We start from the raw sequence: 22,645 nt of genomic DNA on the forward strand, positions 1-22,645 counted from the left end.
AGCGCCGATGGTACTATGGTGGCGACGCCATGGGAGAGTAGGTATTCGCCCGTCAGATAAGCTCTACATTAGTAGGGCTTTTTTTATTTGACAGAGCTCAATATTTATGATAGGATAGAAAAAAATGAGAGGAGAAATATTATGAAACTAAAAAAATCAAAAATTAAAGAAGTAAAACTTCCAGAAGTTGCAAGGAGATGTAGGAGTTGTGGTTGTGGACTAAGGGCAGGACAAGGGGCTTAAGATACTAATAATAAGAGAATGTTAATCAACATTCTCTTATTATTAAAATAAAGGAAAGGTTGCTATGAAATTAAGTGAAGATATCATTATATATAAAAATAAAGACTATTCCAGAGTTTATAATAAATTCACCAATCAAATGATAGAGTTGGATAATGTCCTTATGGATTATTTATTTAAATGCCAAGAATCAAAAGATTTCAAAAACATATATTCAGAACTTAGTAATAAGCAAATTGAACTTTTAGTTAAAAATGGTATTTTAATTGAAGACATTAAAGCTTATAAAAAGAAAAAGTTTGTTAGTCAAGAGCTAACTAAAGATAATAAAATTAACACGGTGTATTTTCATGTTACATACAAATGTAATCTAAAATGCGAATATTGTTATCAAAATATCTATGCAAAAGATCATAATATGATAGATAGTACAAAAGATTGGAAGAAAATATTAAGAAAATTAAAGTTTTACGATGTTAAAAAAATCGTTATCACGGGAGGTGAGCCGTTACTCCACCCGCAAATTGACCAAATACTTAAGTTTGCAAAGTCATTAGGATATGAAATTGATCTTCTGACGAACGGATCTTTAATAAGAGAAAAATGTGATATTTTAAATTATGCAGATGCAATTGTAATGAGTTTAGATGGAATAGAAAGTGGTCTTAGAAAGGGATTATCTATTTCAACAATTATGGAAAACATCAAGCTTGTAAAAGAAAGATATACTGGTATTTTTAAAGTTCGATCAGTAGTATCATCTGGACATGAAGTAGCAAGTAAAAGATTAGGGAATTACCTACAAAGCATAGGTATTGAACAAATTGAAACTTTAAGAATGCCAAATAATATTAAAGAAATAAATTTAATGCCTGATTATAGAAAATTTAAATTAGAGGATTATGAATCTTTGAATGCTGGATGTGGGGCAGCGGACTCAGTTATAGCGATAGATCCATTAGGAGATGTATATCCTTGCCAACTTTTGATGAATGAGGAATTAAGAATTGGTAATATTTTAGATGATAAGTTTAAGGAATTATATCTGAAAGGAGAAATATATAATAAAATTCATTCTTTTGATGTTTATCAAGATGAAGAATGTAAACATTGTGAATTAATTCATTATTGTAGTGGTGGTTGCCCTGCAAATAGCTATAAAATATATGGAAACTTTAGTAACAGAAACGATTTCATGTGTGACTTTTATAAATATACATGGAGATGTTTACATGAAAAATGTTAGTATATTAAAAAAACAACTTTGGCTCTGTCTTGATAAGATTAAATTCTTATTTTTAATTTTGCTATTTATAGTTTCAGCGCTATTATTTATTATTGCTCCTTTGTTCATCAATAATGTTGTACAAAATGTTGGGAAAATAGACATGAAGGATATTCTATATGTAATATTGTTGTTGGCAGCAGGGTATGTAGTCCAATTTTTGGCAGTTTTTTTAAAGAATTATATTGTGCAAGATTTTAATTCTAAGGCTATACCTGCAATTTATCAACAGGTTTTTCGACTTAGTTATGATGAGTACATAGAGCTAGGTGCAACAGCTTTACAGGATCTAGTTTACAATGCATCCTCCTCATATGTGGATTTTTATTTGTCGGTTATGCCAAATTTAATCACCAATATCATCATAATATTAACTACTATTGGGATAGCGTTTACTTTAAACACTTTAGCTTCTTTTTTAATGTTTATAACGCTTCCGATTTATTATTTCGGTTTTAAGATCTTAAATAATAAACTTTCAGAGCTTTCCGTAAAGTTAAGAAATGCCAGTTCTATTGCCTTTAGAAATATCAATTCCGTAATTTCCCAAGTGGATTTTATTAAACAAAATCCTGAAAACAAATATATACTTCCGATTATAAAAGAAAATATTTTTAAATTTGAAGGAACAAGGAAAAAAGTTAATTATGTGGCAAATGGGGCTTCAGGACTATTATCTGGAATAACACAAATTATACAGGCAATAACAATAATTTTTCTTTCATCTCTAGCTTTAGAGGATAAGAGAATGTTTGGTACTGTGGTATACGTGATATTGATATTACCTTATTTTTCCAACGCCATAAGAGAGTTAAGTGCTACAAATCTTGGATTTGCATCAAAGGATGCCACAGATAAAATCTTAGAAAATTTAATTTCAAAAGAGGTTTCAGAGGGAATAGAGGATATGCCTAATAAGATTGAGACTATTTCCTTGGATATTCCTGCATTATCTATTGGTAATAAGTTGCTGTTAAAAGACATTGACTTAACCTTTAAACAAGGAGATATCATTGGTATAATTGGAGAAAGTGGTAAAGGTAAAAGTACTCTACTAAAACTCATTCCAAGATTTCGTGAAATTGATACCATTAAGATTAATGGGATAGACATTAGAAACTTTAAGAGGGTGGAGTATTTAAGGAAAGTATCCTACTATTCTCAAAGTATTCCGATTATTTCAGATTCAATATATAATAATTTAAACTTTGGAAGAAAGCCTGCAGAAAAGCAAAAGTATCGAGAGTTAAGCTTTTTGGATAAGTTTGAAAACTTAGATGAAGATATAATTGAAAATGGAGCAAATCTTTCTGGAGGAGATAAACAGAGAATAGCTTTAGCAAGATATTTTACAGAAGAAGCAGATTTAATAGTTTTGGATGAACCAACGAGTTCTCTTGATAATGTTACGGAAAACCTAATCATTGAAAATATAGTGAAAGATTCAAGCGAGAAAATCATCTTTATAATCACTCATAATCTAGATATTTTGAAATATTGTAATAAGAGTTATAAAATACAAGATAAAAGACTTGTTAAAGAAAAATAGATGAAGGCTCTACATTAGTAGGGCTTTTTTTATGTTTAGATGATTATTCTTTCAATAATATCAAACACGAGGAGCTATTAATTTCCATAATCAAAGGGTAAAGTCATGGATAAAAGTGGTAAAGGATATTGATATTTCCTTATTGTCAAATTTAGAGTATAATAGAAGTAATGGGATGGGGATAGTATGAAAAACGACGATAACAAAGATATTAATATAGAAAATACCGACAAGCTGGACTATGCCGAGATAAATAGACGCTTTAGAGAGGAACAATACTTTTTAAATGGGCAAGATCCCTATGCTGAAGAAAATAGGCAAAGGGAGAGCAGACCCCAAGTTTCTAAAAATAAAAAGAAACGCAATTATACACCTTTTTTGGTCTTTTTAACCTCTCTTTTAGTGATAACCACAATAATTCTCGTAGCTTGGACCTTGGCTAATAACAATCGAATAAATAAAAAATTAGATAGCTTGGACAATTTAAAACAGACGGAACTAGTCGAAGAAACCGAAACACAAGAGACCAAGACTACTAAAGAGTCTAAGGAGACCGAAGAAACACAGGAGACAGAAGCTACTGAAGAAACAAAAGAAACGGAAAATGGGGAACAAAAAAGTGGTAAGCTCACCCAAGATTTAAATTTCCGTTCAGGACCGGGATACGATTATGATGTGATTGGAACAATCCCTGCAGGAGCTGAGGTTTCTGGTTATTTGGAAAAAGGGTGGTTAAAAGTAGAATACAATGGTCAAACAGGGTATATTGGACCAAAATATGTACAGTAGTAAGACAGAGACACTTGGTTACAGGTGTCTTTTTTTGCGAAAATTAAAAAAACAATAAGTTTGACAAAATCAAAATAATTATATATTCTAGTAACTGGAATAGGTTACTCAGCGGTCACAATTTTTAGGAGGACAAATGAAAAATAAGTTTTTTAAATCAATTTTATTAGCTGGAATGATGATAATCCTATCCGGTTCTACAGTACTTGGGGCCAGTCTAGGCGATTGGATTTTACCAAGGGGTTCATTTTCCGCGACACATCCTACTGCACTAACGAAAAGTGAGAGCTATAAGGATGGATATATAAGATTATCAAGTGTAACTGATAATAGAATAATATTTGCAAGAATGAAAAACAAATCATCAGGAGCCTCATTGATTGGAGCGTATAAGAGGATAGATAAAGTTTCAACAACTTATAATTTGCCTCATGGCGATATCTTAAGTGGTTCTAAGGCGTATTTAGAAGCTTATGCTGCTAATGGCAATGTTCATAGAACTACAGTAAGAGGTTCATGGGGTTGTAATTAAGTAACTAAGAAAAATCGTTGAGTAACCTATATTCTTTATGCGAGGGAAAAAATGAAAAACAACAATTTTAAAATTCAGTTCAAAGAAGTAATAAAACTATCCACGTTGCCATTAATTTTAATAATTATCTCTCAATTAGGTCATATTAATTTAGTAAGACAGACTATTCTTGAATCTAAGTCTCAAACTTTTGAAATAGTAGCAGGCAATCCATTGAGCTTATATCTATTCCCCTTGGTATGCAGTGTTACAATATCCATTATTCTACAAACAAAGAAGAGAAATAATTCTATGGTATACGAATACTTTAGATGCGGTAAAAAAACCTATTTTAAAGATTTATTTCTAAGTGTCAGTCTATTAAATTTAGGGATAATAATAGTTGGAAATATAATAGCTTTTATAATTTCTTATATCATTTTTGCGGCAAGACCTGATTTAGTTCAGCTTCATGTTACTGATAAAGTAACGATGTTAAGGTATATTAGAACTTCTTCTGTTTTGACTCTGATATTTTATATACTACAACAATGGTTCGTATCTTTAATTATTTTAGGGTTTAGCTTTGTGGTCAATTTGGCTACTAGCAATTTATTTTTAGGATTTTTTGCCAGTACAATATATCTGTTAATAACCGAGGCGACTTACTTAATAATAGATATCAATTTATTAGATTTATCATTGGCACCAACATATTTACCAGGAATAAAAATGCAGCCCTTTCCTGAAAATATTTTTCAACTAGAGTTTGGACTTATTCCTTTGCTCATAGTTACAGTTTTGATTTATTTTTTCAACAAGAAAAAAATTGAGGAAGTTTGATGATAGAATTAATAGATATAATTACATTCATAATTAGTATGATCATCCCGCAAAATCCAGAAGTTGTAGATTTTGTTTCCGGGCTTTCCTTTTTATTCTTTGATGTAAATATAATAGTTCTTGTTTTTCTTATCCCAAATATCATTAAAATATTTAAAGAATCAGAAATGGATATTGGATTGATAAGGATTAGATATAGGGATGATAAGCGGATGTATAAGAGATTTTGTAGGAATAATATTTTGAAAGCTTTAAGAATTGTGATTGTTGCCTTAATAGGTTTTTCTATTGGATTTTTATTATACTCTACTATAGGAAAGCAATTAAATTTTGGTTTGCTAAATCCTGTTGAATTTCAAATCTTTACACCCGTTGCAATATTTTATTTTACAGTTGGACTTATTTTCTTATTAAATGTTATAAAAATATTATTAGTACAAGTTTCCAAGATAAGAGCAAATATAATTATAACTCTTGCTATTCTGTATAGCTATGTTGTTATAGGACTTAGGATATTCCAACCTGTTTTTTATTATTTTATAACAATATTTGACTTTTTAATTCTGCCATTACAAACTCCAATAAAAATAGTTCTATCATTAGTAATACAAGGTGTGTTTTACTACTATTTTCTAAATCATAGAGCTATGAGAAAGAAAAGTCTACTTGGTTTAATAAAATGGAAAGTTATTTTTAAAACTACGGTTATTGCCCTTATTGTTACAACAATATTTATTTTGTTTGATATGTCAATATATAAAAAAGTAGGGTATTTGGACTGGGAACAATTTGATATGAATTACTTTTTAAGAGGATATGGCAAGGGATATCTTATATTAGCGGATTACGCTAGATATTTATTACAATATATTACTCCTATTTTCATTATAGGATATGTGATGACGGAAATCTCCTCTATTAATTTAAATTTTTTAAATATTAGGATAGGAAGTAAAAAGAAAATATTTAGAGACTTTGTTTTAATTTCCTTGCTTATTATCGTAGTTTATATAGGGATTTTACTTTTATTATCTACAACTTTTTTTGTAATTAGAGGAAGTAAAATTGGCTTTTTAAATATAGGTCTATTTGTATTGGAAGAGATTTTTATCACCTTTTTATTCTTGACTATATTTGTAACTACCAAGAACACCACTTTATCATTTCTAATCTTATCTTTACTATATTTGACAAATGCCTTTGATATGAAAATATCCAGTATTTTTGGTTTTTCATCATATATCAGAAATGCCGACGGATTTAATAACGTGATACCTATAGGTATATCGCTTGTTACTATTGGAATGATTATATTTTTATTTGTAAAAGGGAGTGAATTTTTGTGGAGAGATTAATCTTAGACAATATTAGTAAATCCTTTAAGGACAATATTTTATTTGATGGTATAAAACTACAACTTGAACCAGGAACTATAACGGGCATAGTAGGCGGCAATGGTTCGGGAAAGTCAGTTTTATTTAAGATAATCTGCGGATTGATGAAACCTGATACTGGAACGGTAATGCTTGGAAATAAAGTTTTATCCAAGGACTTTGAATATTTACCAAATACGGGAATATTTATTGATTCTCCTGGATTTATATCATACTATACTGGGTTGGAAAATTTAAAACTCCTGGCAGGTATTAAAGGAGATATAAGTGAAGAAGAAATCAAAAATTGGATGAGGTTTTTAAATTTGGACCCAGATTTAAAAACAAAGGTAAAAAATTATTCCTTTGGAATGAAACAAAAACTGGGAATAGTTCAAGCTATAATGGAAAATCAAGATATTATTTTACTTGATGAAATTTTTAATGGGCTCGATTTTAAGACACAGAGAGACATCAAAGAAGCCATAGTGGATCTTAAATCAAAGAATAAAATAATTATGATTACATCTCATAATCATGAACATCTAGAAGAACTTTGCGATATTATATATTTACTAGAAGACAAAAAGCTAGAAATATTGGACGATAAAGCATATGAAAAATATTTTGGGATAATCAAATAGTAATGTTAAGGTAGAATCAGCTGATTATAAGTTGGTTCTATTTTTTAATATTAGAATGTGCTTTATTTTTTAATCTTCTTATTCAATCTCTATAATCCACCTGTATGTGTGAAAATTTAGTATTTTCTTCTTAATATATTGGTTCTTTAATATTACTTTCGATACGTGGTATAATAATACAAATGGGAATTCTGTGGGGTTTATCTGGATAGTTTGATAAAGTCGATATTAAGATTTTCTTATTTTCTCAGCATTTTGAAGGTGAAAGAATGAATTTAAATGAATTTTTTAATGAATATAAAAAGGTTGCTCTAGCTTTTTCTGGAGGTGTTGACTCTGCATTCTTATTGCAACAGGCTATTGAGAATGGTGTAGATATCACTGCATATTATGTTAAGTCAGCTTTTCAGCCAGATTTTGAGTTGGAGGATGCAAAAAGGCTTTCCAAAGAGCTTAATGCAAAGTTAAAGATTATGCAGGTGGATGTTTTCAAGGATGATAATATAATCAAAAATTCAAGTAAGAGATGTTATTACTGTAAAAAGGTCATCTTTGGATCTATATTAAAGCAGGCTAAAAAAGATGGATATGAAGTGTTATTGGATGGGACAAACTATTCTGATGACTATGATGATAGGCCGGGAATGAGGGCAAAGGACGAACTTAAGGTTCTTTCTCCCTTAAGGATGTGCAAGTTGACAAAAAAAGATATAAGAAAGCTCTCTAAGGAAAAGGGACTTTTTACTTGGAACAAGCCTTCTTATTCCTGTCTTGCTACTAGGATTCCAGTGGATAAAACTATAACTTTGGAGGATTTGGATAGAACTGAAAGAGCGGAGGACTTTTTAAAAAGTTTAGGTTTTGTGGATTTTAGGGTGAGGCTTTTTTGTGACAGTGCTAAGATTTCTGTTACTGAGACCGACTTGGAAAAGGTTATTGAACATAGAGCTGATATTTTACAGGAACTTTTGAAATATTATCCTAATATCTTGTTGGATTTGGAGGTTAGAAAGTGAATACGGAAATAAAAAAGCTGCTTCAAGGGGTACAAAATGGCACGGTTTCGGTGGATGAAGCCATGTTGAGTTTGAAGTCTAAACCCTTTGAAGACATCGATTTTGCCAAAGTCGACTTACATAGACAGGTTCGACAAGGTGCTACTGAAGTGATTTATGGTGGTGGAAAGACTGCTGAACAGATCGTTAAGATCCTTTCTACAATGGTCAATAATGGCCAAAGGAGAATTTTAATAACCAGGTTGTCTAAAGAGGGTTATAAAGAGGTTTGTAAGTTTCAAGATTTAAAATATTATGAAAGTGCCAAAATTGGAATCTTGGGAGATTTTAAAGAGCCTGATGGCATTGGGGAAATTGTTATAGCAACTGGAGGCACCTCTGATATTCCCGTGGCTGAAGAGGCCTATTTAACTGCTAGGATGCTTGGGAATAGGGTTAATAGGTTATATGATGTTGGAGTTTCAGGGGTTCATAGGTTACTTGCAAAGAGAGAAGTGATAATGAAGGCTTCTGTTATTGTGGCAGTTGCTGGTATGGAAGGGGCCTTGGCCTCAGTTATTGGAGGTTTGGCTGATTGTCCTGTAATTGCCGTTCCCACTTCTGTAGGTTATGGAGCCTCTTTTAATGGTGTTGCAGCACTACTTTCAATGCTCAACTCCTGTGCCAGTGGTGTAAGTGTGGTAAATATCGACAATGGTTTTGGGGCAGGCTACTTGGCGAGTATGATTAATCATATGGAGGTAAAATGATGAAAACGCTATATTTTGAATGTAACATGGGGGCTGCTGGTGACATGCTGACAGCTTCTCTTTTGGAATTATACGATAATCCATTAATGATGATTGATAAGTTAAATGATCTCCATATTCCGCATGTTAAATTTGAAAAAAGAGACAGTTTTAAATGTGGGATTAAGGGAACGGGTTTGGTTGTTAAAGTAGATGGTGTAGAGGAAGGTGTAGATGGGCATAGTCGCCACGTCCACCACCATAGTCACCATGAACATGATCATAATCATTACCATAATCATGATGAAAATCATAGCCATAGCCATGATCAAAAACATCATCACAGTCATAGGGGAATGGTGGAGATAGAAGAGATAGTTAATAATCTTGCGATAGATAAAAAAATTAAAGAGGATGTTCTTGGGGTGTATAGTCTTATTGCAAAGGCTGAGTCTATAAGCCACAATGTGGATGTGAAAGAGATACATTTTCACGAAGTTGGAAATATGGATGCAATTGCCGATATAACTGGATTTTGCTATCTTCTCTCCGGTCTATCTGTGGATAGGATAATAGCGTCGCCAATAAATTTAGGTAGTGGCCATGTGCACTGTGCCCATGGGGTTTTACCGGTTCCAGCCCCTGCTACCGCATATATTTTACGAAATGTTCCAGTATATAATTCCAGGGTTGAATCTGAACTTTGTACACCTACTGGAGCTGCAATACTTAAGTACTTTGCAACTGATTTTGTGAAGATGCCTACTATAAAGGTAGAAAAAATAGGCTATGGTATGGGTAAGAAAGATTTTGAAATGTGTAATTGTGTGAGAGCCTTTTTAGGTTTTGAAGATGAAAGGGATTTGGTCTATGAGCTGTCTTGTAATCTAGATGATATGACTGGAGAAGAGATAGGCTTTGCGGTGGAAAGGCTAATGGATCAAGGAGCTTTGGAGGTTTACACCACGCCTATCAACATGAAGAAATCTCGTCCAGGAACCTTGCTTTCTGTAATTTGCAGTGAGGAAGACAAACAGAGGTTTGTTGAACTCATCTTTAAGTACACTAGTACAATTGGTATTAGGGAAAATACTTTTAATAGATATATTTTAGACAGAAAGATTTCAAAGGTTGACAGTTGTTTTGGAAAGGTAAGTGTAAAGAAATCCTCTGGATACAATGTAGTAAGAAAAAAATATGAATATGAGGATTTACGTGAAATTGCTTTAGAAAAGGGCTTAACTTTAGATGAAGTTAAGAAAAAAATAGAGGAATAGGGTTTTATGAAATAGGTTTTCAAACTTCTATATAAATGGAAGAAATTTTATATAAGGTGGAAAGAGATGAAAGATAACAATAAGGTTTATAAAAATGAAATCGGGTGGGAAGCACCAATTTTTCTATTGGTCTTCTTTGGCTTATTTATCTACATAGGTAGGGTCATGGGTGGAACAAATATGATTAAGACCATGATGAATACTGCCTTTGATTTGTTGATTAACGTCTGCTTTTTTTTAATGGCAGTATCTGTTTTAGCTGGAGGAGTCTCTTCAATATTTTCTGAGTTTGGAGTAATAGCTCTGATAAACAAGGGATTGTCTGCTATTATGAAGCCGGTTTACGACTTGCCAGGAGCAAGCTCCCTTGGGATGTTAAACTGCTTTATGTCTGATAATCCGGCGATTTTAACTTTGGCCCATGATGACAATTTTAGGAAGTACTTTAAGAAATATCAGATGCCTGCTTTGACCAATTTGGGAACTGCCTTTGGTATGGGCCTTATCATAGTTACATCTATGATGGCTTTACCAGTAAAGGGGGCTGTTCCGGGGGCTTTAATAGGTTTTTTAGGTGCTGTTGTTGGATCGATTGTATCTGTTAGGATAATGATTCATAAGACCAAGAAGTACTATGGCACAGAGGACTATGTAGAGTGTAGCAATATTGAAGCCATTCCCGAAAGAAAACGTAAGGTAAGGGAAGGCTCCATAGGTTCAAGGTTTATCCAAGCTTTGTTAGATGGTGGCAAGGTTGGTGTAGATATGGGTGTTGCAATCATCCCAGGTGTTGTCTTGATCTGTACCATGGTGATTCTCCTTACAAATGGAACGGGGGATGCTGGTGTCTACAACGGAACAGCCAATCAAGGTGTGGGTTTATTACCTGTGATAGGGGAGAAACTCAGTTTTATATTAACTCCTCTCTTTGGATTTAGCACTCCTAAGGCAATTTCCATCCCAATAACCGCATTGGGAAGTTCTGGAGCTGCCATTGGGATGGTCTCCGACATGGCTACAAAGGGGATTATCAATGGAAATGACATTGCAGTTTTCACTTCTATCTGTATGTGTTGGAGTGGATATCTTTCAACTCATATAGCTATGATGGATGCCTTGGACACTAAGGAGATGACTGGAAATGCAATTTTGTCCCATACCATTGGTGGACTTTGTGGCGGAATTGCTGCACATATAATTTGGGGGTTGTTATTTTAAATGGATTTTTCTAAGTATTCTCAGTCAGCTATCGATATTATAAGAGATGCAAATCAAGTGGCAATTAAATACAGTCATAGGGAAGTGACGGATTTACACCTTTTTCTATCGATTTTGACCAATGCTAAAAATTTGGTAGAGGGTTATATTAATGAGCTGGGAATCATCTATGAAAATCTTAAGGTGGATGTGGAAAATGCCGTTATTAAGTTAAAGCCAATCAAAGGCATTACCAGTTTGTATACAAGCAGGTCCTATAATAGAACTTTGCTAATTTCTGAGGAGATCTGTAGAAATCTATATGACGAAAAAGTCACACCAGAGCATATACTATTGGCCCTTATTAGGGAAGATGATATGTCTTCTGCAAAACTTTCGAAGCTTCACGGACTGGAGTACGAAAAGTTACGAAAGGCCATGTCTCAAAAGTTTAACGAGGCTTTTCTTGGAGGAGTTGCTAAGGACACCCTTACAGTATTGGAGAGATATGGGAGAAATTTAACTAAAGAGGCCATGGAAAAAAAGCTAGATCCTGTTATAGGAAGAGAGGAAGAGACGAGAAGTGCAATTCGAATTCTATCGAGAAGGATCAAGAACAACCCTGTTCTAATTGGTGAGGCGGGGGTTGGAAAGACGGCTATCGTAGAAGGAATTGTGGAGAGGATTGTAAAAGAGGACGTGCCCGATGACTTAAAGGACAAGATAGTCTTTTCCTTGGACATGACTTCTCTTATTGCAGGAGCAAAGTACAGGGGTGACTTTGAGGAAAGGCTTAAGAAAGTCCTTGAGATTATAAAGCAGTCTCAGGGTAAAATCATCCTCTTTATAGACGAAATCCACAATATTATGGGCAGTGGAAGTTCTGGGGGCACAATGGACACCGCCAATATTTTAAAGCCTATGCTTGCCCGGGGAGAAATTTTAACAATTGGGGCAACTACCATTGATGAATATAGAAAATACATTGAAAAGGACGCGGCTTTGGACCGAAGGTTTCAAAAGATTCTAATAGAGGAGCCTTCTGAAGAAACTACCATTGCAATCTTGAGAGGGGTAAAGTTTAAGTACGAAGCACATCACCGTGTAAAGATTTCCGACAGTGCATTGGTGGAAGCGGTAAAGCTATCTAAGAGGTTTTTACCAGAGAGAAAGCTTCCCGACGTGGCGATTGATGTAATTGATGAGGCCTGTGCCTTGGTTCGTATGGTAAGGGATCAAAGACCTGAAGAAATCGACAATCTTCACAGAAAGATACTTCAACTGGAAATGGAAAAAATAGCTTTAAGGGATGAAAAAGAGGTTCGTTCTAAGACAATTCTTGAAGACAAGGATAGACAGATAGAGGCACTTAATAGCGAGCTTGAAGAAAAGACTAGGCTCTATAATTTAGAAAAGGAAAGACAGGAGAACATCCTATCCAATGAACGAGAACTTAATCATATAAGGATTCAGCTGGAACAGGCCAAGGAGAAAAGGGACATTCAAAAACTTGACAATCTCTTAAAGACTGAAAAAAAGATTGATGAAAAGCTTAAACGCTTAGAAGCTATAGAGGAATATTACCCTATAAAGACAAAGGTTACTGAAAATGAGGTCAAGGAGATAGTTTCGAAGCTTTCTGGGATGCCTAAGGTAAAATTGGAACTTAGCAAGATCTCTAGACTGAATGAAATTAGAGAAAATATGAAAAGGGATTTTGTTGGTGGTGAAAAGATGATTGACAAGATCATCAACACCTATATGATTTCCCAGGGTGGATTTGCCAAGGGCAATAGACCTGTGGGAAGCTTCCTTCTATGTGGCAAGTCGGGAACTGGTAAAGGCTATATTGGTGAACTTGTTGCAAAATATCTATACGAGGGGGAAAACAGCCTTTTGACCTTTGATATGAGTGAGTTTAACGACCGCTCCTCGATTACAAAACTCATTGGGGCACCTCCAGGTTATGTTGGTTACGATATTGGAGGGGTTTTGACAAGGGCTTTGAGAACAAAACCCTATAGTGTAATTATATTTAATGACATTGACAACGCCCACAGGGAAGTGCAAAACCTTATTCTTCAAATCATTCAAGAGGGGAAGTTGAAGGACAATCAGGGAAAGACGATTAACATGGAAAATGCAATCATCTTTCTTACAATTACTTTGACAAATTCCTCCCAAAAAAATGAGATTAATGATAAACTTAAGATACGGTTCGACAAATATGTGGACTACGTTTTTTATCTAGAAGACTTAGATAAAAAAGATATGAAAAAGTTGATACTTTTAAATTTAGAAGAGCTTAGGGAAGAATCGAAGGAACATTTTATCGAGGTTTTCTGGGATGATAATTTTGTTGAGAAGTTTTTAAACTATGCCTTGAAGGAGAAGATGGAACCAAGGGATGTTAAAAAGATTATCGAACAGGAAGTCTACTTTTTGATCTGTGAGAAACAACTGGAAGATGGTACAGAGAAAAACAAGAAGATAAAATTGGAGATGGAAGATGACAAATTTAAAGTAATAGGGTAGTCGATTTGAATGCCCAAGACTTTGTTTGAATTTGTGAAAGAGTAGGATAAGATAATTTTAGAGAAATAATGAGTAGGAGGAATTAAATGGCTTTTCAATTACCGGAATTTACTTTACCAAATTTTGAAGAGGAAAAATACCAAAAGGCTCCCGATATAACCTTGGGAACTGTGGAAAGAGATGGGGTTGCACCAGATGATTTTTATTTGACTTCCCATATGCCGACTTTCTATAAGCATAATGGGGAATGGCTTTTTCCAGAACATAATTCTTTAAACTGTGTAGCGGTTTTGGAAGAGGAAGAAATCAAGATAAAGGAAATCAGGGAAATAAAGAGGGGAGAAGAAGTAGTCCTTTCGAGAACAGGGGATTTGGAACATGGAATTTTAGTCTATAGGGATGGGTTTGATGAGTCCATCTACTCAACTCCTGGTAAAGCTGTTGAGACTTCCTTTTCCGAAGACTATGAATATCTATTTAAACTGATGGAACACGAAAGGGATAGTGACGACGGTTACATCGTATGGGTGTTGGGACCTTCTGTTGTCTTCGACTACGACACTAGAAATGCTTTAAATCAATTGGCAGAAAATGGATACATTGACTGTTTACTAGGTGGAAATGCAATGTGCACCCACGATTTGGAAGGTGGATTTTTGCAAACTGCCCTTGGTCAAAACATATACACTCAAGAAAATGTTCCTATGGGACATTACAATCATTTGGATTTGTTAAATGAAGTTAGAACCATAGGATCCATCAAGGATTTTATTGCAGCGGGAAATGTTAAAGACGGTATTATTAAGACTTTGTCCTCAATGGACATACCCTTTGTGCTTTCTGGGTCCATAAGGGATGATGGCCCCCTACCAGAAGTCATTGGAGATACGGATGTGGCTTTAACTGAAACGAAGAAGGCTTTGGATAAGGCGACTCTAATAATCTGTATTGCAACAATGCTTCACAGTCTTTCCGCAGCAAGGATGGCTTCAAGTTACAGGGTTAGAAAAGACGGAAAGATAAGTCCGGTATATATGTACTCTGTGGATGTAACTGAAAATGTGGTTAACAAGGTAGGCGCTGCAAGGGAATTAATGGCCTTTGTGCCTATGGTTACAAATGTACAAGACTTTGTTGTAAACTGTCAAAAGGCCCTTATCACACCAGCACAAAAGGAGTTTGCCGAGGAACTTGCAATGCCGGAAGAAGAGTTTATAAAAGTTGAAAATATTGATGAACTAGAAGGAGAGATATAATATGAAATTTGAAATGCCAAAGTACCACCATCCAGACTTTAATCAAGATTTTCTTAAAAATGCACCTAATGCAACTCTTGAAGAGGTAACTGAAGATGGAATAAGTCCAAGAAATTATCATGCTCTTTCTGTTTATCCTGAATATTTTAAAATAAATGGCAAGTGGGTTTTAGCTGAACAATCTAGGATGGACACGGTTTGTGTAGCCAATGACACTCCAGGAGAAGAGTCTGTAGACATAGTAGAATTTAGAAACCTTAAGAGGGGCAATAAGGTAGTTATTGGTAGAACGGAGGATGCTTCCGAGGGAATCTATGTATGGACCAGAGGCTTTTTACAAGAGGACGAGGTTAGAGACACCTTTGCCTTTAGGTCAGGACGTTCTAGAGAAACTGCCTTTTCCATAGACTATGACACATTGTACGAAGTGTTAAAGTATGAGAAGGAAAATCATGGATATGTTACCTTGATTGTTGGGGCGGCGGTTGTTTTGGACGGTCAGTCGAGAAAAGCTCTTGAAAGACTTATCCTAAACGGCTATGTTCAAGCTATATTCTGCGGAACTACAACAGCTGCATTCGACTTGGAAAGGGGAATGTTTAACACCACTTGGGGACAGGAACACTTTAAAAGGGAACAAAACACCAACAGAAATCTATATGAAACTATAAACATGGTTAGAAAACATGGCTCTATCAAGAGTTTGATTGAGACGGGTTTAGTAAAGGACGGATTTATTAAAGCCTGTGTTGAAAAGGACGTGCCCTTTGTAATTGCAGGGACGATTAGAGACAGATTTGCACTTCCTGAAACCATAAACAATGTATATCAAGCCCAAAACGAAATGAGGTCCCATGCCAGAAAGACATCTACAATAATCATGATGTCAGCAATATTATTTACCATAGCAACAGGAAACATGACCCCTTCCTACAATGTATTCGATGGAGAAGTTAGACCAGTCTATATGTACACCATCGACATTCAGGAGTTTGCAGTAAACAAGCTTTCCGACAGGGGAACTGTAACAGCAGTCTCCATGGTAACCAATGTACAGGACTTTATCAGAAATGTTGACAGGGCGTTAAATGGCTAAAAAATTTAGGACATCCAGGGATATTAATGGATGTCCTTTTTTAATCCTATCATTATAATTGGTAAAATTTACAGATGTAGCTTAACCTCGCCGACAATTTCATTCCTATGGTTTTTGATTTCCTTAGTAAAGAGATTATCAAAATAATCGTAATCCTTCTTTGGAATGACCTCAAGCTTTTTAAGAAGCTCAATTAAAATTAGATTTCTCATTACCCCTTTACCATCATAGGTCTTAATTGCAAAACCATACTTTCTATCGGGAAGAAGCCCACCAAAATAGCCATTTGCTCCAGATTTTACGATAATTTTACCAGGATATCTGGAGATTAAGTAATGGTCTATCCTGTCAGAACCAGAAGTGTATTTAGAATTTAAAGTTATAGCTTCAATTATATCCTTAGAAGCACCTTCAAAACCTTCCAAATTTTCATAATCTGCCATCCTTGCCATGCCATATGCAAAATCTCTCATACTCATAGCGTGGACAGGAACCCCACAGCCATCAACGGATATATGACTTAATGGGATTTCACATTGACAAACCCTTTCGATATTTTTGATGATGAGTTTTTGTACCGGATGGTCAATCTTATAATAGTCCTCCAAACTCCAACCCATAATTCTACAGGCAAGAAGCATTCCTGTATGTTTTCCACTACAATTATTGTGAATATCCAGTGGAGAAATTCCTTCCTTTTTCATTCTTTCAGCCACATCTTCCTTAAAAGGATAGTGGGGACCACATTTTAAGGAACTTTCCTCGAGATTTGTCTTTTTAAGAAGTTTTCTAATAGTCTTTATATGAAAGTCCTCTCCCGAATGAGAAGCGCATATAATTGCGATTTCTTCCTTTGAGAGATTAAACTTTTCCTTAGCTCCAAGACTTAAAGGAGTCAAGGCCTGCATAAGCTTTGCAGAAGAACGAGGGAAGGAGATTTCATCGCCATTTCCCTTTTCATAAACAGTAGTTTTATTTTCATCAACTAGGATGACATTACCAAAGGTATATAGATCCTCGATTTGTCCTCTGGTAGTAGTAGCTAGTTTTTCCATATTACACCTCACCTAGATTCATGTTTTTCAAATTTAAATTGTCTTTGATATTAATACCATTTTACCACTTATAGCACTGTAGTTGGGCAATATATTGCTATATTTGGATATAATAGTATAGTAGAAGACATTTAAAATTATAACGAAGGGAGCAAATATGGGTCTAAAAAAACAAATCGGGAAATTTAAAAAGGGAAGCAAAAACAGTATTACCGACGTAAAGGGAGTTAAAGTTGGTCATACTACTTTGACGGGAGATGGGAAGGAGACTGGTGTTACTGCGATAATTCCAAAGGAAAATATGTTTGAAGAAAAGCTCTTAGCAGCAAGCCATGTAATAAACGGTTTTGCAAAACCACAAGGCCTAATTCAGATAGATGAACTTGGAACTCTAGAGTCTCCAATAGTTTTGACAAATACTTTATCCGTTGGAACTGCATTGACTGCATTAATAAAGCATATGCTTAAGGAAAATCCAGGAATAGGAGTCGAAACTGGAACCATAAACTGCCCAATCTTAGAATGTAATGATATGAAGTTAAACGACATTAGAAGTCTTTTTGTAAAAGAGGAAGATGTATTCAATGCGCTAAAAAATGCTAAGGAAGACTTTGAAGAAGGTGCTGTCGGATCGGGAAGAGGAATGAGATGTCATGAACTAAAGGGTGGAATAGGAACTTCTTCTAGAATCGTTCATCTTGAAAAAGATTACACACTTGGAGTGCTAGTAATGACTAATCATGCTAAGTTTGAAGAACTTATGATAGATGGTAAAAATATAAGGACATTAAGGGAAGAGGAACTTAAAGAAAAAATACAGGACAGTAAGGAGAGAGAACAAGGGTCCATAATTATTATAATTGCAACAGACTTACCACTTTCTTCAAGACAGTTGAAAAGATTATGCAAAAGGTCCATGGCAGGAATATCCAGAACAGGAGCAAACTCTGGAAATGGAAGCGGAGAAGTTGCATTGGCTTTTTCAACCTACAATAAGATTCCCCATGAAAAGAAAAACTTTGCAGATATAAAGTGCATAATGGACGATAAATTAGACGATGTCTTTACAGCAACCATAGATGCCATCCATGAATCCATCCTAAGTTCCATGTTACATGCAGAAGAAGTGGTTGGATTTAGAGGGTTTAAAGTGGAGTCTTTGAGGGATATCCTTGAAGGAGTTGGTGGGTTTGAAGAATATTTGTAGTTAAAAGGACTTCCAACCATTAGGGAAGTCCTTTGTAGGTGTTATCAGTTTTTGCAAATCTCTTCTTGCACCTTTCCCGCAATATCCATCAATTTTTCTTTTCTATTGATATTTGGATCGGCAATTACCTGTTTTAGAAGATATACTAGAATCTTTTTGATATTTTCATTTCTGTACCCTAATTCAATCATATCTCTTCCATCTACTGCTAGGTGGGAGAGTTTATGTGGACCTTCATAAACTTTTTTATATGCCTCTTTGATTTCGTCAAGTTTGAAAAGTCGGTTTATATATAGTGGGCTTTGTGCTAGGGTATCTGCTTTGGTCATTTCCAGCAGGTCTAAGAAATCTTCATAGGAGAAGTTTCTATCGACTACAAATTTCATTATGGATTTTAATTTTGTATTTAGAACAGTATCGTGAAACTCGATTAGTTTTAAAACCTTATGTTTGTCCTCGTTTGAAAATTTTAGCCTATTTAAAATATCCCGTGCAATTTCTACAGAATATTCACTATGATAATAGAAATGATCTTTTCCATTATCGACGGTTTTTGCAGGAACTTTTCCTACATCATGGAGAAGTGCCACATATTTTAAAAGCACATCATTCTTAATCTTAGTAACGGCCATTAGGCTGTGGTCTCCAACATTATAGATATGATAATTGTTATTTTGTGTAGTCTCAAACATCTTATGAATTTCTGGAAAGAGAACATAAAAGATATTACAGTTATAGAGGTTTCGCAAAGTTTCAAAATCTCCACAGATTAAAGTCTTATCCAGCTCTATCTTAATTCTCTCCATGGCTATATTTTTAAGTAGGTTAACGTTTTTACAAATGCTGAAAAGAGTATTCGTCTCTATTGAAAATTTCAGTTTTGCAGAAAATCGAATTGCCCTCATTATCCTCAGCGCATCTTCTTTAAACCTTTCATCGGGGTTCCCCACCGCTTTGATTACTCGTCTTTTCAAGTCCTCTTGTCCATCAAATGGGTCAATGACTTTTTTGTTTATGTGATCATAGGCCATGGAATTAATTGTAAAGTCTCGTCTTTTTAGATCTTCTATCAGGTTTTTTGTAAAGCTGACTTGACTAGGGTGTCTGTTGTCATCATAGGAATGGTCATATCTCATGGTGGTAATTTCATAGGTTTTTCCATTTATCAAAACTCCTATTGTTCCAAATTTTTCTCCCAAGGTAATTACCTTATGCCCATTAAAGACTTCTAGAATTTCAACGGGAGTAGCGTCTGTGGTAATGTCCCAATCTCCAGGAGTTTTTCCTAAAAGACTATCTCTGACGCAACCTCCAACGGGATAGGCGTAGAAGTTTTCATCTTTAAATTTGTTGAGAATATATAAAACGTCACTTGGTAAATTCATAATCTCCCCTCTTACAAAGAAAAATAGCTCTAGGGCTATTTTTCAAAAATTCCATAATTTAATTCATTATAATTTAAGATAAATTGATTTGCTAGGGTTTTAATCCTATCTTCATCATGTTTAGAAGTTTCATCAGAAATGGCTACAATATTGCCGTTTAAACCCTTTACAGTCTCTATGCAATATAGAGCATCTTCAAATACTACAGTACTGGAGATGTCGCTTTCTAAACGCAAGGAGGCCTTTTTCCAATAAAGTGGGTCGCTTTTGAGATGGCCGATATTGTCACAGGTTTGAACAAATTCAAAGTAATCAAGCAGACCTTTAGACTTTAAGGCTTCCAGTGCTATGTGTTCAGGGGTAGCGGTGGCTACAGCCATCTTTACATTCTTGGATTTAAGCATATCTAGACATTCTAAAATTCCTGGTTTTAGAGAAAATTCATGTAAATATCCCTGTCTCATAATCTCCAAAATATTTTTAAAACTCTTTTCGGGAGCCTCTTTAACACCAAAATCTCTATTTACATTTGTTAGAATATCGTTCATTGACAGACCAATTAAAGTCTTTTTATAATCTATATCAAAAATGATTCCCAGCTTTGAAAAATAATCTTCAAGAACTGTACTCCACTTTGCCATGGAGTCAATCATAGTTCCGTCCATATCAAAAATTGCTTTTCTTGTCATACCTACCTCCTACCTACAGTATAACATGATTTCGACCAGTCGTATCTGAATGTAGGTGGAATGTTAAGTATCGGAATTTTAATTCCACTATTTATTAATATATTAATGTTATTTAACATTGGGACAAAAATGTTAAATAAGTTTGTAAACTAACTCTTTATTTAATTTAAATCTTATATTATTATAGTGTATGAACACACAAATCAAAGGAGCATTAAAGCATATAAATTGCAATATTGTTTTGATTTTGTAAAAAAACAAATAGGGGGTAATGATGAAGAAGAAGATATTGGCAATCATATTGATAATGGCATTTTTAATCACTGGTTGCAAAGCAAAAGGCGGTAAAACAAATGGTTCTGAAGTAACAGAGGGAAAGTCTAGTGGTGAAGAAAAGATATTTACTTTAACTCTTTTTCAAAATCCTAAGACTTTGGACATCCAAAAGACTAACGCAGATTATTTTATTCCAATTCAAATATACAACAGATTGGTTGAGACTGAAGTTGGAGAAAGTGGTGAACCAGAGATTGTGCCTAGTCTTGCTAAAAGTTGGGAAGTTTCAGAGGATGGATTGGTTTATACTTTTCATCTAAATAAGGGCGTTAAGTTCCATAATGGTGAAGAATTAAAGGCTGATGACGTTCTTTTTACTATTGAAAAGATGATGGATCCTAAAGAAGCAACTGTAAATAGTTCTGTATTTGAAGCGATTAAAGGATCAAAGGAAAAACTTGAAGGCAAAGCTGAAAAGGTTGAAGGGGTTAAGGTGGTAGATGACTACACTGTCGAACTAACTTTAGAAAAACCATCGGGTCCATTTTTAGCTGGACTTTCTGGAGCTCCTGCATCCATTTTTAACAGAAAAGCTGTTGAAGAAGGTAAGGATAAGTTTGGGTTTGATCCTGAATATACAGTAGGTACTGGATATATGAAATTTAAGGATTGGACTCAAGATAAAGAGATCAACCTTATTAGAAATGACGACTATTTTAAAGAACCTGCCAAGGTAGATGGAGTTAAATACCTAATGAATATTGACAAAGCTACCGAAAGAATGATGTTTGAAAATGGTGAAATTGACTATTTATCTCTTGATAAGGCAAGTTATGAAAAGTACAATAGCGATGATAAATATAAAGAGTATATAACAGAATATTCTGGACCTAGCATGGACTATATGGTATTTAATCAAAAGGATCCAAATATGGCAAAACTTGAAGTGAGACAGGCCATAAGTAAAGCAATTGATAGGGAGACATTTAACAAGACTTTCTATGATGGAGAAGGGATTTTGATAAATGGTGTAGTTCCTCCGGGAATGCCAGGTTATCAAAAAAATCTTCCTGAGATTGAATACAATCCCAATGAGGCGAAAGAATTAATTGAAAAGGCAAATATAGATAAGAGCTCACCTTTTATCATACTTCAAAATGGTGATTCTGAGTATACTCATCCTATGAATGAAATGCTTCAAAAGATGCTTAAGGAAGTAGGAATTGAAGCAGAAATCAAAAATATGGATATGACTAGTTATTGGGATACGGTATTTAGTGGTGAAGGTTTTTCTATGACTATAGGACCTGTTACTGCAGACGTAGCTGATCCTGATGATTTCTACGCTTCATTTACAGTGGAAGACAGTGGTGCTAATGGGTACAATGTAACTGATGAAGAATTATCCAAAAAGATCAATGAAGCAAGGGATATAACAGATACTGATGAAAGAATTAAAGCATTAAATGAGCTTGATAAGGAGATAGTTCATGAAAAGGCTCTTTATTTTCCTATCGCTTCTAAGGTTCGAAGATACATCACCAGTTCAAGAGTGAAAAATCTTAATCTTTCTTGGCAAGGATGGGTAGCTGGAGCTACTTATGGTGTTGAAATTGAAGAATAGTTCAATTTAATTAAGCTAATACAAATGCCCCAAAATCCACATACTAGGATTGAGGGGTTTTTGTAAG

At 34.5% G+C, this 22,645-nt stretch carries 19 protein-coding genes; 16 read left to right on the top strand and 3 right to left on the bottom strand.

The features are described from left to right. The first annotated feature begins 307 nt into the window (after positions 1-307). The 14 genes from Q1K37_RS01230 (at position 308) to Q1K37_RS01295 (ending at position 16,342) form a co-directional block, all read left to right on the top strand. Positions 308-1,489: a radical SAM protein gene (locus Q1K37_RS01230; protein WP_300408573.1), complete on the top strand. Its 1,182-nt coding sequence runs from the start codon at positions 308-310 to the stop codon at positions 1,487-1,489. Then, the gene (locus Q1K37_RS01235; protein WP_300408575.1) at positions 1,476-3,077 is read left to right on the top strand and encodes an ABC transporter ATP-binding protein; all 1,602 of its coding nucleotides are present in this window, start codon (positions 1,476-1,478) and stop codon (positions 3,075-3,077) included. Before Q1K37_RS01230 ends, Q1K37_RS01235 begins: the two co-directional genes overlap by 14 nt. A gap of 186 nt (positions 3,078-3,263) precedes the next feature. Then, entirely contained in the window at positions 3,264-3,866 is a 603-nt protein-coding gene (locus Q1K37_RS01240; protein ID WP_300408577.1) for an SH3 domain-containing protein, read from the top strand. Between the two features lie 136 nt (positions 3,867-4,002). Then, a complete protein-coding gene (locus tag Q1K37_RS01245; RefSeq protein WP_300408579.1) occupies positions 4,003-4,398 on the top strand; it encodes a hypothetical protein in 396 nt (131 codons plus the stop codon). A 51-nt stretch (positions 4,399-4,449) separates the two neighbouring features. Then, positions 4,450-5,220, top strand: a complete 771-nt coding sequence (locus Q1K37_RS01250; RefSeq protein WP_300408581.1) for a hypothetical protein — start codon at positions 4,450-4,452, stop codon at positions 5,218-5,220. Then, positions 5,220-6,575: a hypothetical protein gene (locus Q1K37_RS01255; RefSeq protein ID WP_300408583.1), complete on the top strand. Its 1,356-nt coding sequence runs from the start codon at positions 5,220-5,222 to the stop codon at positions 6,573-6,575. The genes Q1K37_RS01250 and Q1K37_RS01255 overlap by 1 nt, the downstream gene beginning before the upstream one ends. Further along, the gene (locus Q1K37_RS01260; RefSeq protein WP_300408585.1) at positions 6,563-7,237 is read left to right on the top strand and encodes an ABC transporter ATP-binding protein; all 675 of its coding nucleotides are present in this window, start codon (positions 6,563-6,565) and stop codon (positions 7,235-7,237) included. The genes Q1K37_RS01255 and Q1K37_RS01260 overlap by 13 nt, the downstream gene beginning before the upstream one ends. Before the next feature lie 269 nt (positions 7,238-7,506). Next, on the top strand, positions 7,507-8,253 hold the full coding sequence (gene larE / locus Q1K37_RS01265; RefSeq protein WP_300408587.1) for an ATP-dependent sacrificial sulfur transferase LarE: 747 nt from the start codon (positions 7,507-7,509) through the stop codon (positions 8,251-8,253). Next, on the top strand, positions 8,250-9,002 hold the full coding sequence (gene larB / locus Q1K37_RS01270; protein ID WP_300408589.1) for a nickel pincer cofactor biosynthesis protein LarB: 753 nt from the start codon (positions 8,250-8,252) through the stop codon (positions 9,000-9,002). Before larE ends, larB begins: the two co-directional genes overlap by 4 nt. After that, complete coding sequence (gene larC / locus Q1K37_RS01275; protein ID WP_300408591.1) at positions 8,999-10,258, top strand: nickel pincer cofactor biosynthesis protein LarC; 1,260 nt, start codon at positions 8,999-9,001, stop codon at positions 10,256-10,258. The genes larB and larC overlap by 4 nt, the downstream gene beginning before the upstream one ends. 66 nt (positions 10,259-10,324) lie before the next feature. Next, a complete protein-coding gene (locus Q1K37_RS01280; RefSeq protein ID WP_300408593.1) occupies positions 10,325-11,476 on the top strand; it encodes a hypothetical protein in 1,152 nt (383 codons plus the stop codon). Beyond that, positions 11,477-13,990, top strand: a complete 2,514-nt coding sequence (locus tag Q1K37_RS01285; RefSeq protein ID WP_300408595.1) for an AAA family ATPase — start codon at positions 11,477-11,479, stop codon at positions 13,988-13,990. It abuts the gene before it with no gap. 86 nt (positions 13,991-14,076) lie between these two features. Next, positions 14,077-15,246 carry a hypothetical protein gene (locus Q1K37_RS01290; protein ID WP_300408598.1) on the top strand — a complete coding sequence of 390 codons (1,170 nt, stop codon included), beginning with the start codon at positions 14,077-14,079 and terminating at the stop codon, positions 15,244-15,246. 1 nt (position 15,247) lies between these two features. After that, positions 15,248-16,342 carry a hypothetical protein gene (locus Q1K37_RS01295; RefSeq protein WP_300408600.1) on the top strand — a complete coding sequence of 365 codons (1,095 nt, stop codon included), beginning with the start codon at positions 15,248-15,250 and terminating at the stop codon, positions 16,340-16,342. Positions 16,343-16,410: 68 nt separating this feature from the next. On the opposite strand, the gene Q1K37_RS01300 is transcribed toward Q1K37_RS01295, so the two are convergent. Beyond that, entirely contained in the window at positions 16,411-17,397 is a 987-nt protein-coding gene (locus Q1K37_RS01300; protein WP_300408602.1) for an asparaginase, read from the bottom strand. A gap of 157 nt (positions 17,398-17,554) precedes the next feature. On the opposite strand from Q1K37_RS01300, the gene Q1K37_RS01305 reads away from it, so the two are divergent. Further along, entirely contained in the window at positions 17,555-18,604 is a 1,050-nt protein-coding gene (locus Q1K37_RS01305; protein ID WP_300408604.1) for a P1 family peptidase, read from the top strand. A 44-nt stretch (positions 18,605-18,648) separates the two neighbouring features. Here Q1K37_RS01305 and Q1K37_RS01310 read toward each other — a convergent pair whose 3' ends face one another. Both Q1K37_RS01310 and Q1K37_RS01315 read right to left on the bottom strand, forming a co-directional pair. After that, a complete protein-coding gene (locus tag Q1K37_RS01310; protein WP_300408606.1) occupies positions 18,649-19,989 on the bottom strand; it encodes an HD domain-containing protein in 1,341 nt (446 codons plus the stop codon). A gap of 35 nt (positions 19,990-20,024) precedes the next feature. Next, on the bottom strand, positions 20,025-20,678 hold the full coding sequence (locus tag Q1K37_RS01315; RefSeq protein WP_300408609.1) for an HAD family phosphatase: 654 nt from the start codon (positions 20,676-20,678) through the stop codon (positions 20,025-20,027). A gap of 274 nt (positions 20,679-20,952) precedes the next feature. Between Q1K37_RS01315 and Q1K37_RS01320 the strand changes: the two genes are divergently transcribed. Continuing rightward, on the top strand, positions 20,953-22,578 hold the full coding sequence (locus Q1K37_RS01320; protein WP_300408611.1) for an ABC transporter substrate-binding protein: 1,626 nt from the start codon (positions 20,953-20,955) through the stop codon (positions 22,576-22,578). The last annotated feature ends 67 nt before the right edge of the window (positions 22,579-22,645 follow it).

Origin of the sequence: Lagierella sp., from assembly GCF_029983815.1 — a bacterium.
Lineage (GTDB): Bacteria > Bacillota > Clostridia > Tissierellales > Peptoniphilaceae > Mediannikoviicoccus.

Excerpts from the sequence above, each read along its gene's own strand:
- Q1K37_RS01315 (WP_300408609.1), bottom strand. The coding sequence starts at position 20,678 with ATGACAAGAAAAGCAATTTTTGATATGGACGGAACTATGATTGACTCC.
- Q1K37_RS01250 (WP_300408581.1), top strand. The coding sequence starts at position 4,450 with ATGAAAAACAACAATTTTAAAATTCAGTTCAAAGAAGTAATAAAACTA.
- Q1K37_RS01230 (WP_300408573.1), top strand. The coding sequence starts at position 308 with ATGAAATTAAGTGAAGATATCATTATATATAAAAATAAAGACTATTCC.
- larC (WP_300408591.1), top strand. The coding sequence starts at position 8,999 with ATGATGAAAACGCTATATTTTGAATGTAACATGGGGGCTGCTGGTGAC.
- Q1K37_RS01285 (WP_300408595.1), top strand. The coding sequence starts at position 11,477 with ATGGATTTTTCTAAGTATTCTCAGTCAGCTATCGATATTATAAGAGAT.
- Q1K37_RS01290 (WP_300408598.1), top strand. The coding sequence starts at position 14,077 with ATGGCTTTTCAATTACCGGAATTTACTTTACCAAATTTTGAAGAGGAA.
- Q1K37_RS01310 (WP_300408606.1), bottom strand. The coding sequence starts at position 19,989 with ATGAATTTACCAAGTGACGTTTTATATATTCTCAACAAATTTAAAGAT.
- Q1K37_RS01295 (WP_300408600.1), top strand. The coding sequence starts at position 15,248 with ATGAAATTTGAAATGCCAAAGTACCACCATCCAGACTTTAATCAAGAT.
- Q1K37_RS01235 (WP_300408575.1), top strand. The coding sequence starts at position 1,476 with ATGAAAAATGTTAGTATATTAAAAAAACAACTTTGGCTCTGTCTTGAT.
- Q1K37_RS01305 (WP_300408604.1), top strand. The coding sequence starts at position 17,555 with ATGGGTCTAAAAAAACAAATCGGGAAATTTAAAAAGGGAAGCAAAAAC.
- larE (WP_300408587.1), top strand. The coding sequence starts at position 7,507 with ATGAATTTAAATGAATTTTTTAATGAATATAAAAAGGTTGCTCTAGCT.
- Q1K37_RS01320 (WP_300408611.1), top strand. The coding sequence starts at position 20,953 with ATGAAGAAGAAGATATTGGCAATCATATTGATAATGGCATTTTTAATC.
- Q1K37_RS01245 (WP_300408579.1), top strand. The coding sequence starts at position 4,003 with ATGAAAAATAAGTTTTTTAAATCAATTTTATTAGCTGGAATGATGATA.
- Q1K37_RS01240 (WP_300408577.1), top strand. The coding sequence starts at position 3,264 with ATGAAAAACGACGATAACAAAGATATTAATATAGAAAATACCGACAAG.
- Q1K37_RS01255 (WP_300408583.1), top strand. The coding sequence starts at position 5,220 with ATGATAGAATTAATAGATATAATTACATTCATAATTAGTATGATCATC.
- Q1K37_RS01280 (WP_300408593.1), top strand. The coding sequence starts at position 10,325 with ATGAAAGATAACAATAAGGTTTATAAAAATGAAATCGGGTGGGAAGCA.
- Q1K37_RS01300 (WP_300408602.1), bottom strand. The coding sequence starts at position 17,397 with ATGGAAAAACTAGCTACTACTACCAGAGGACAAATCGAGGATCTATAT.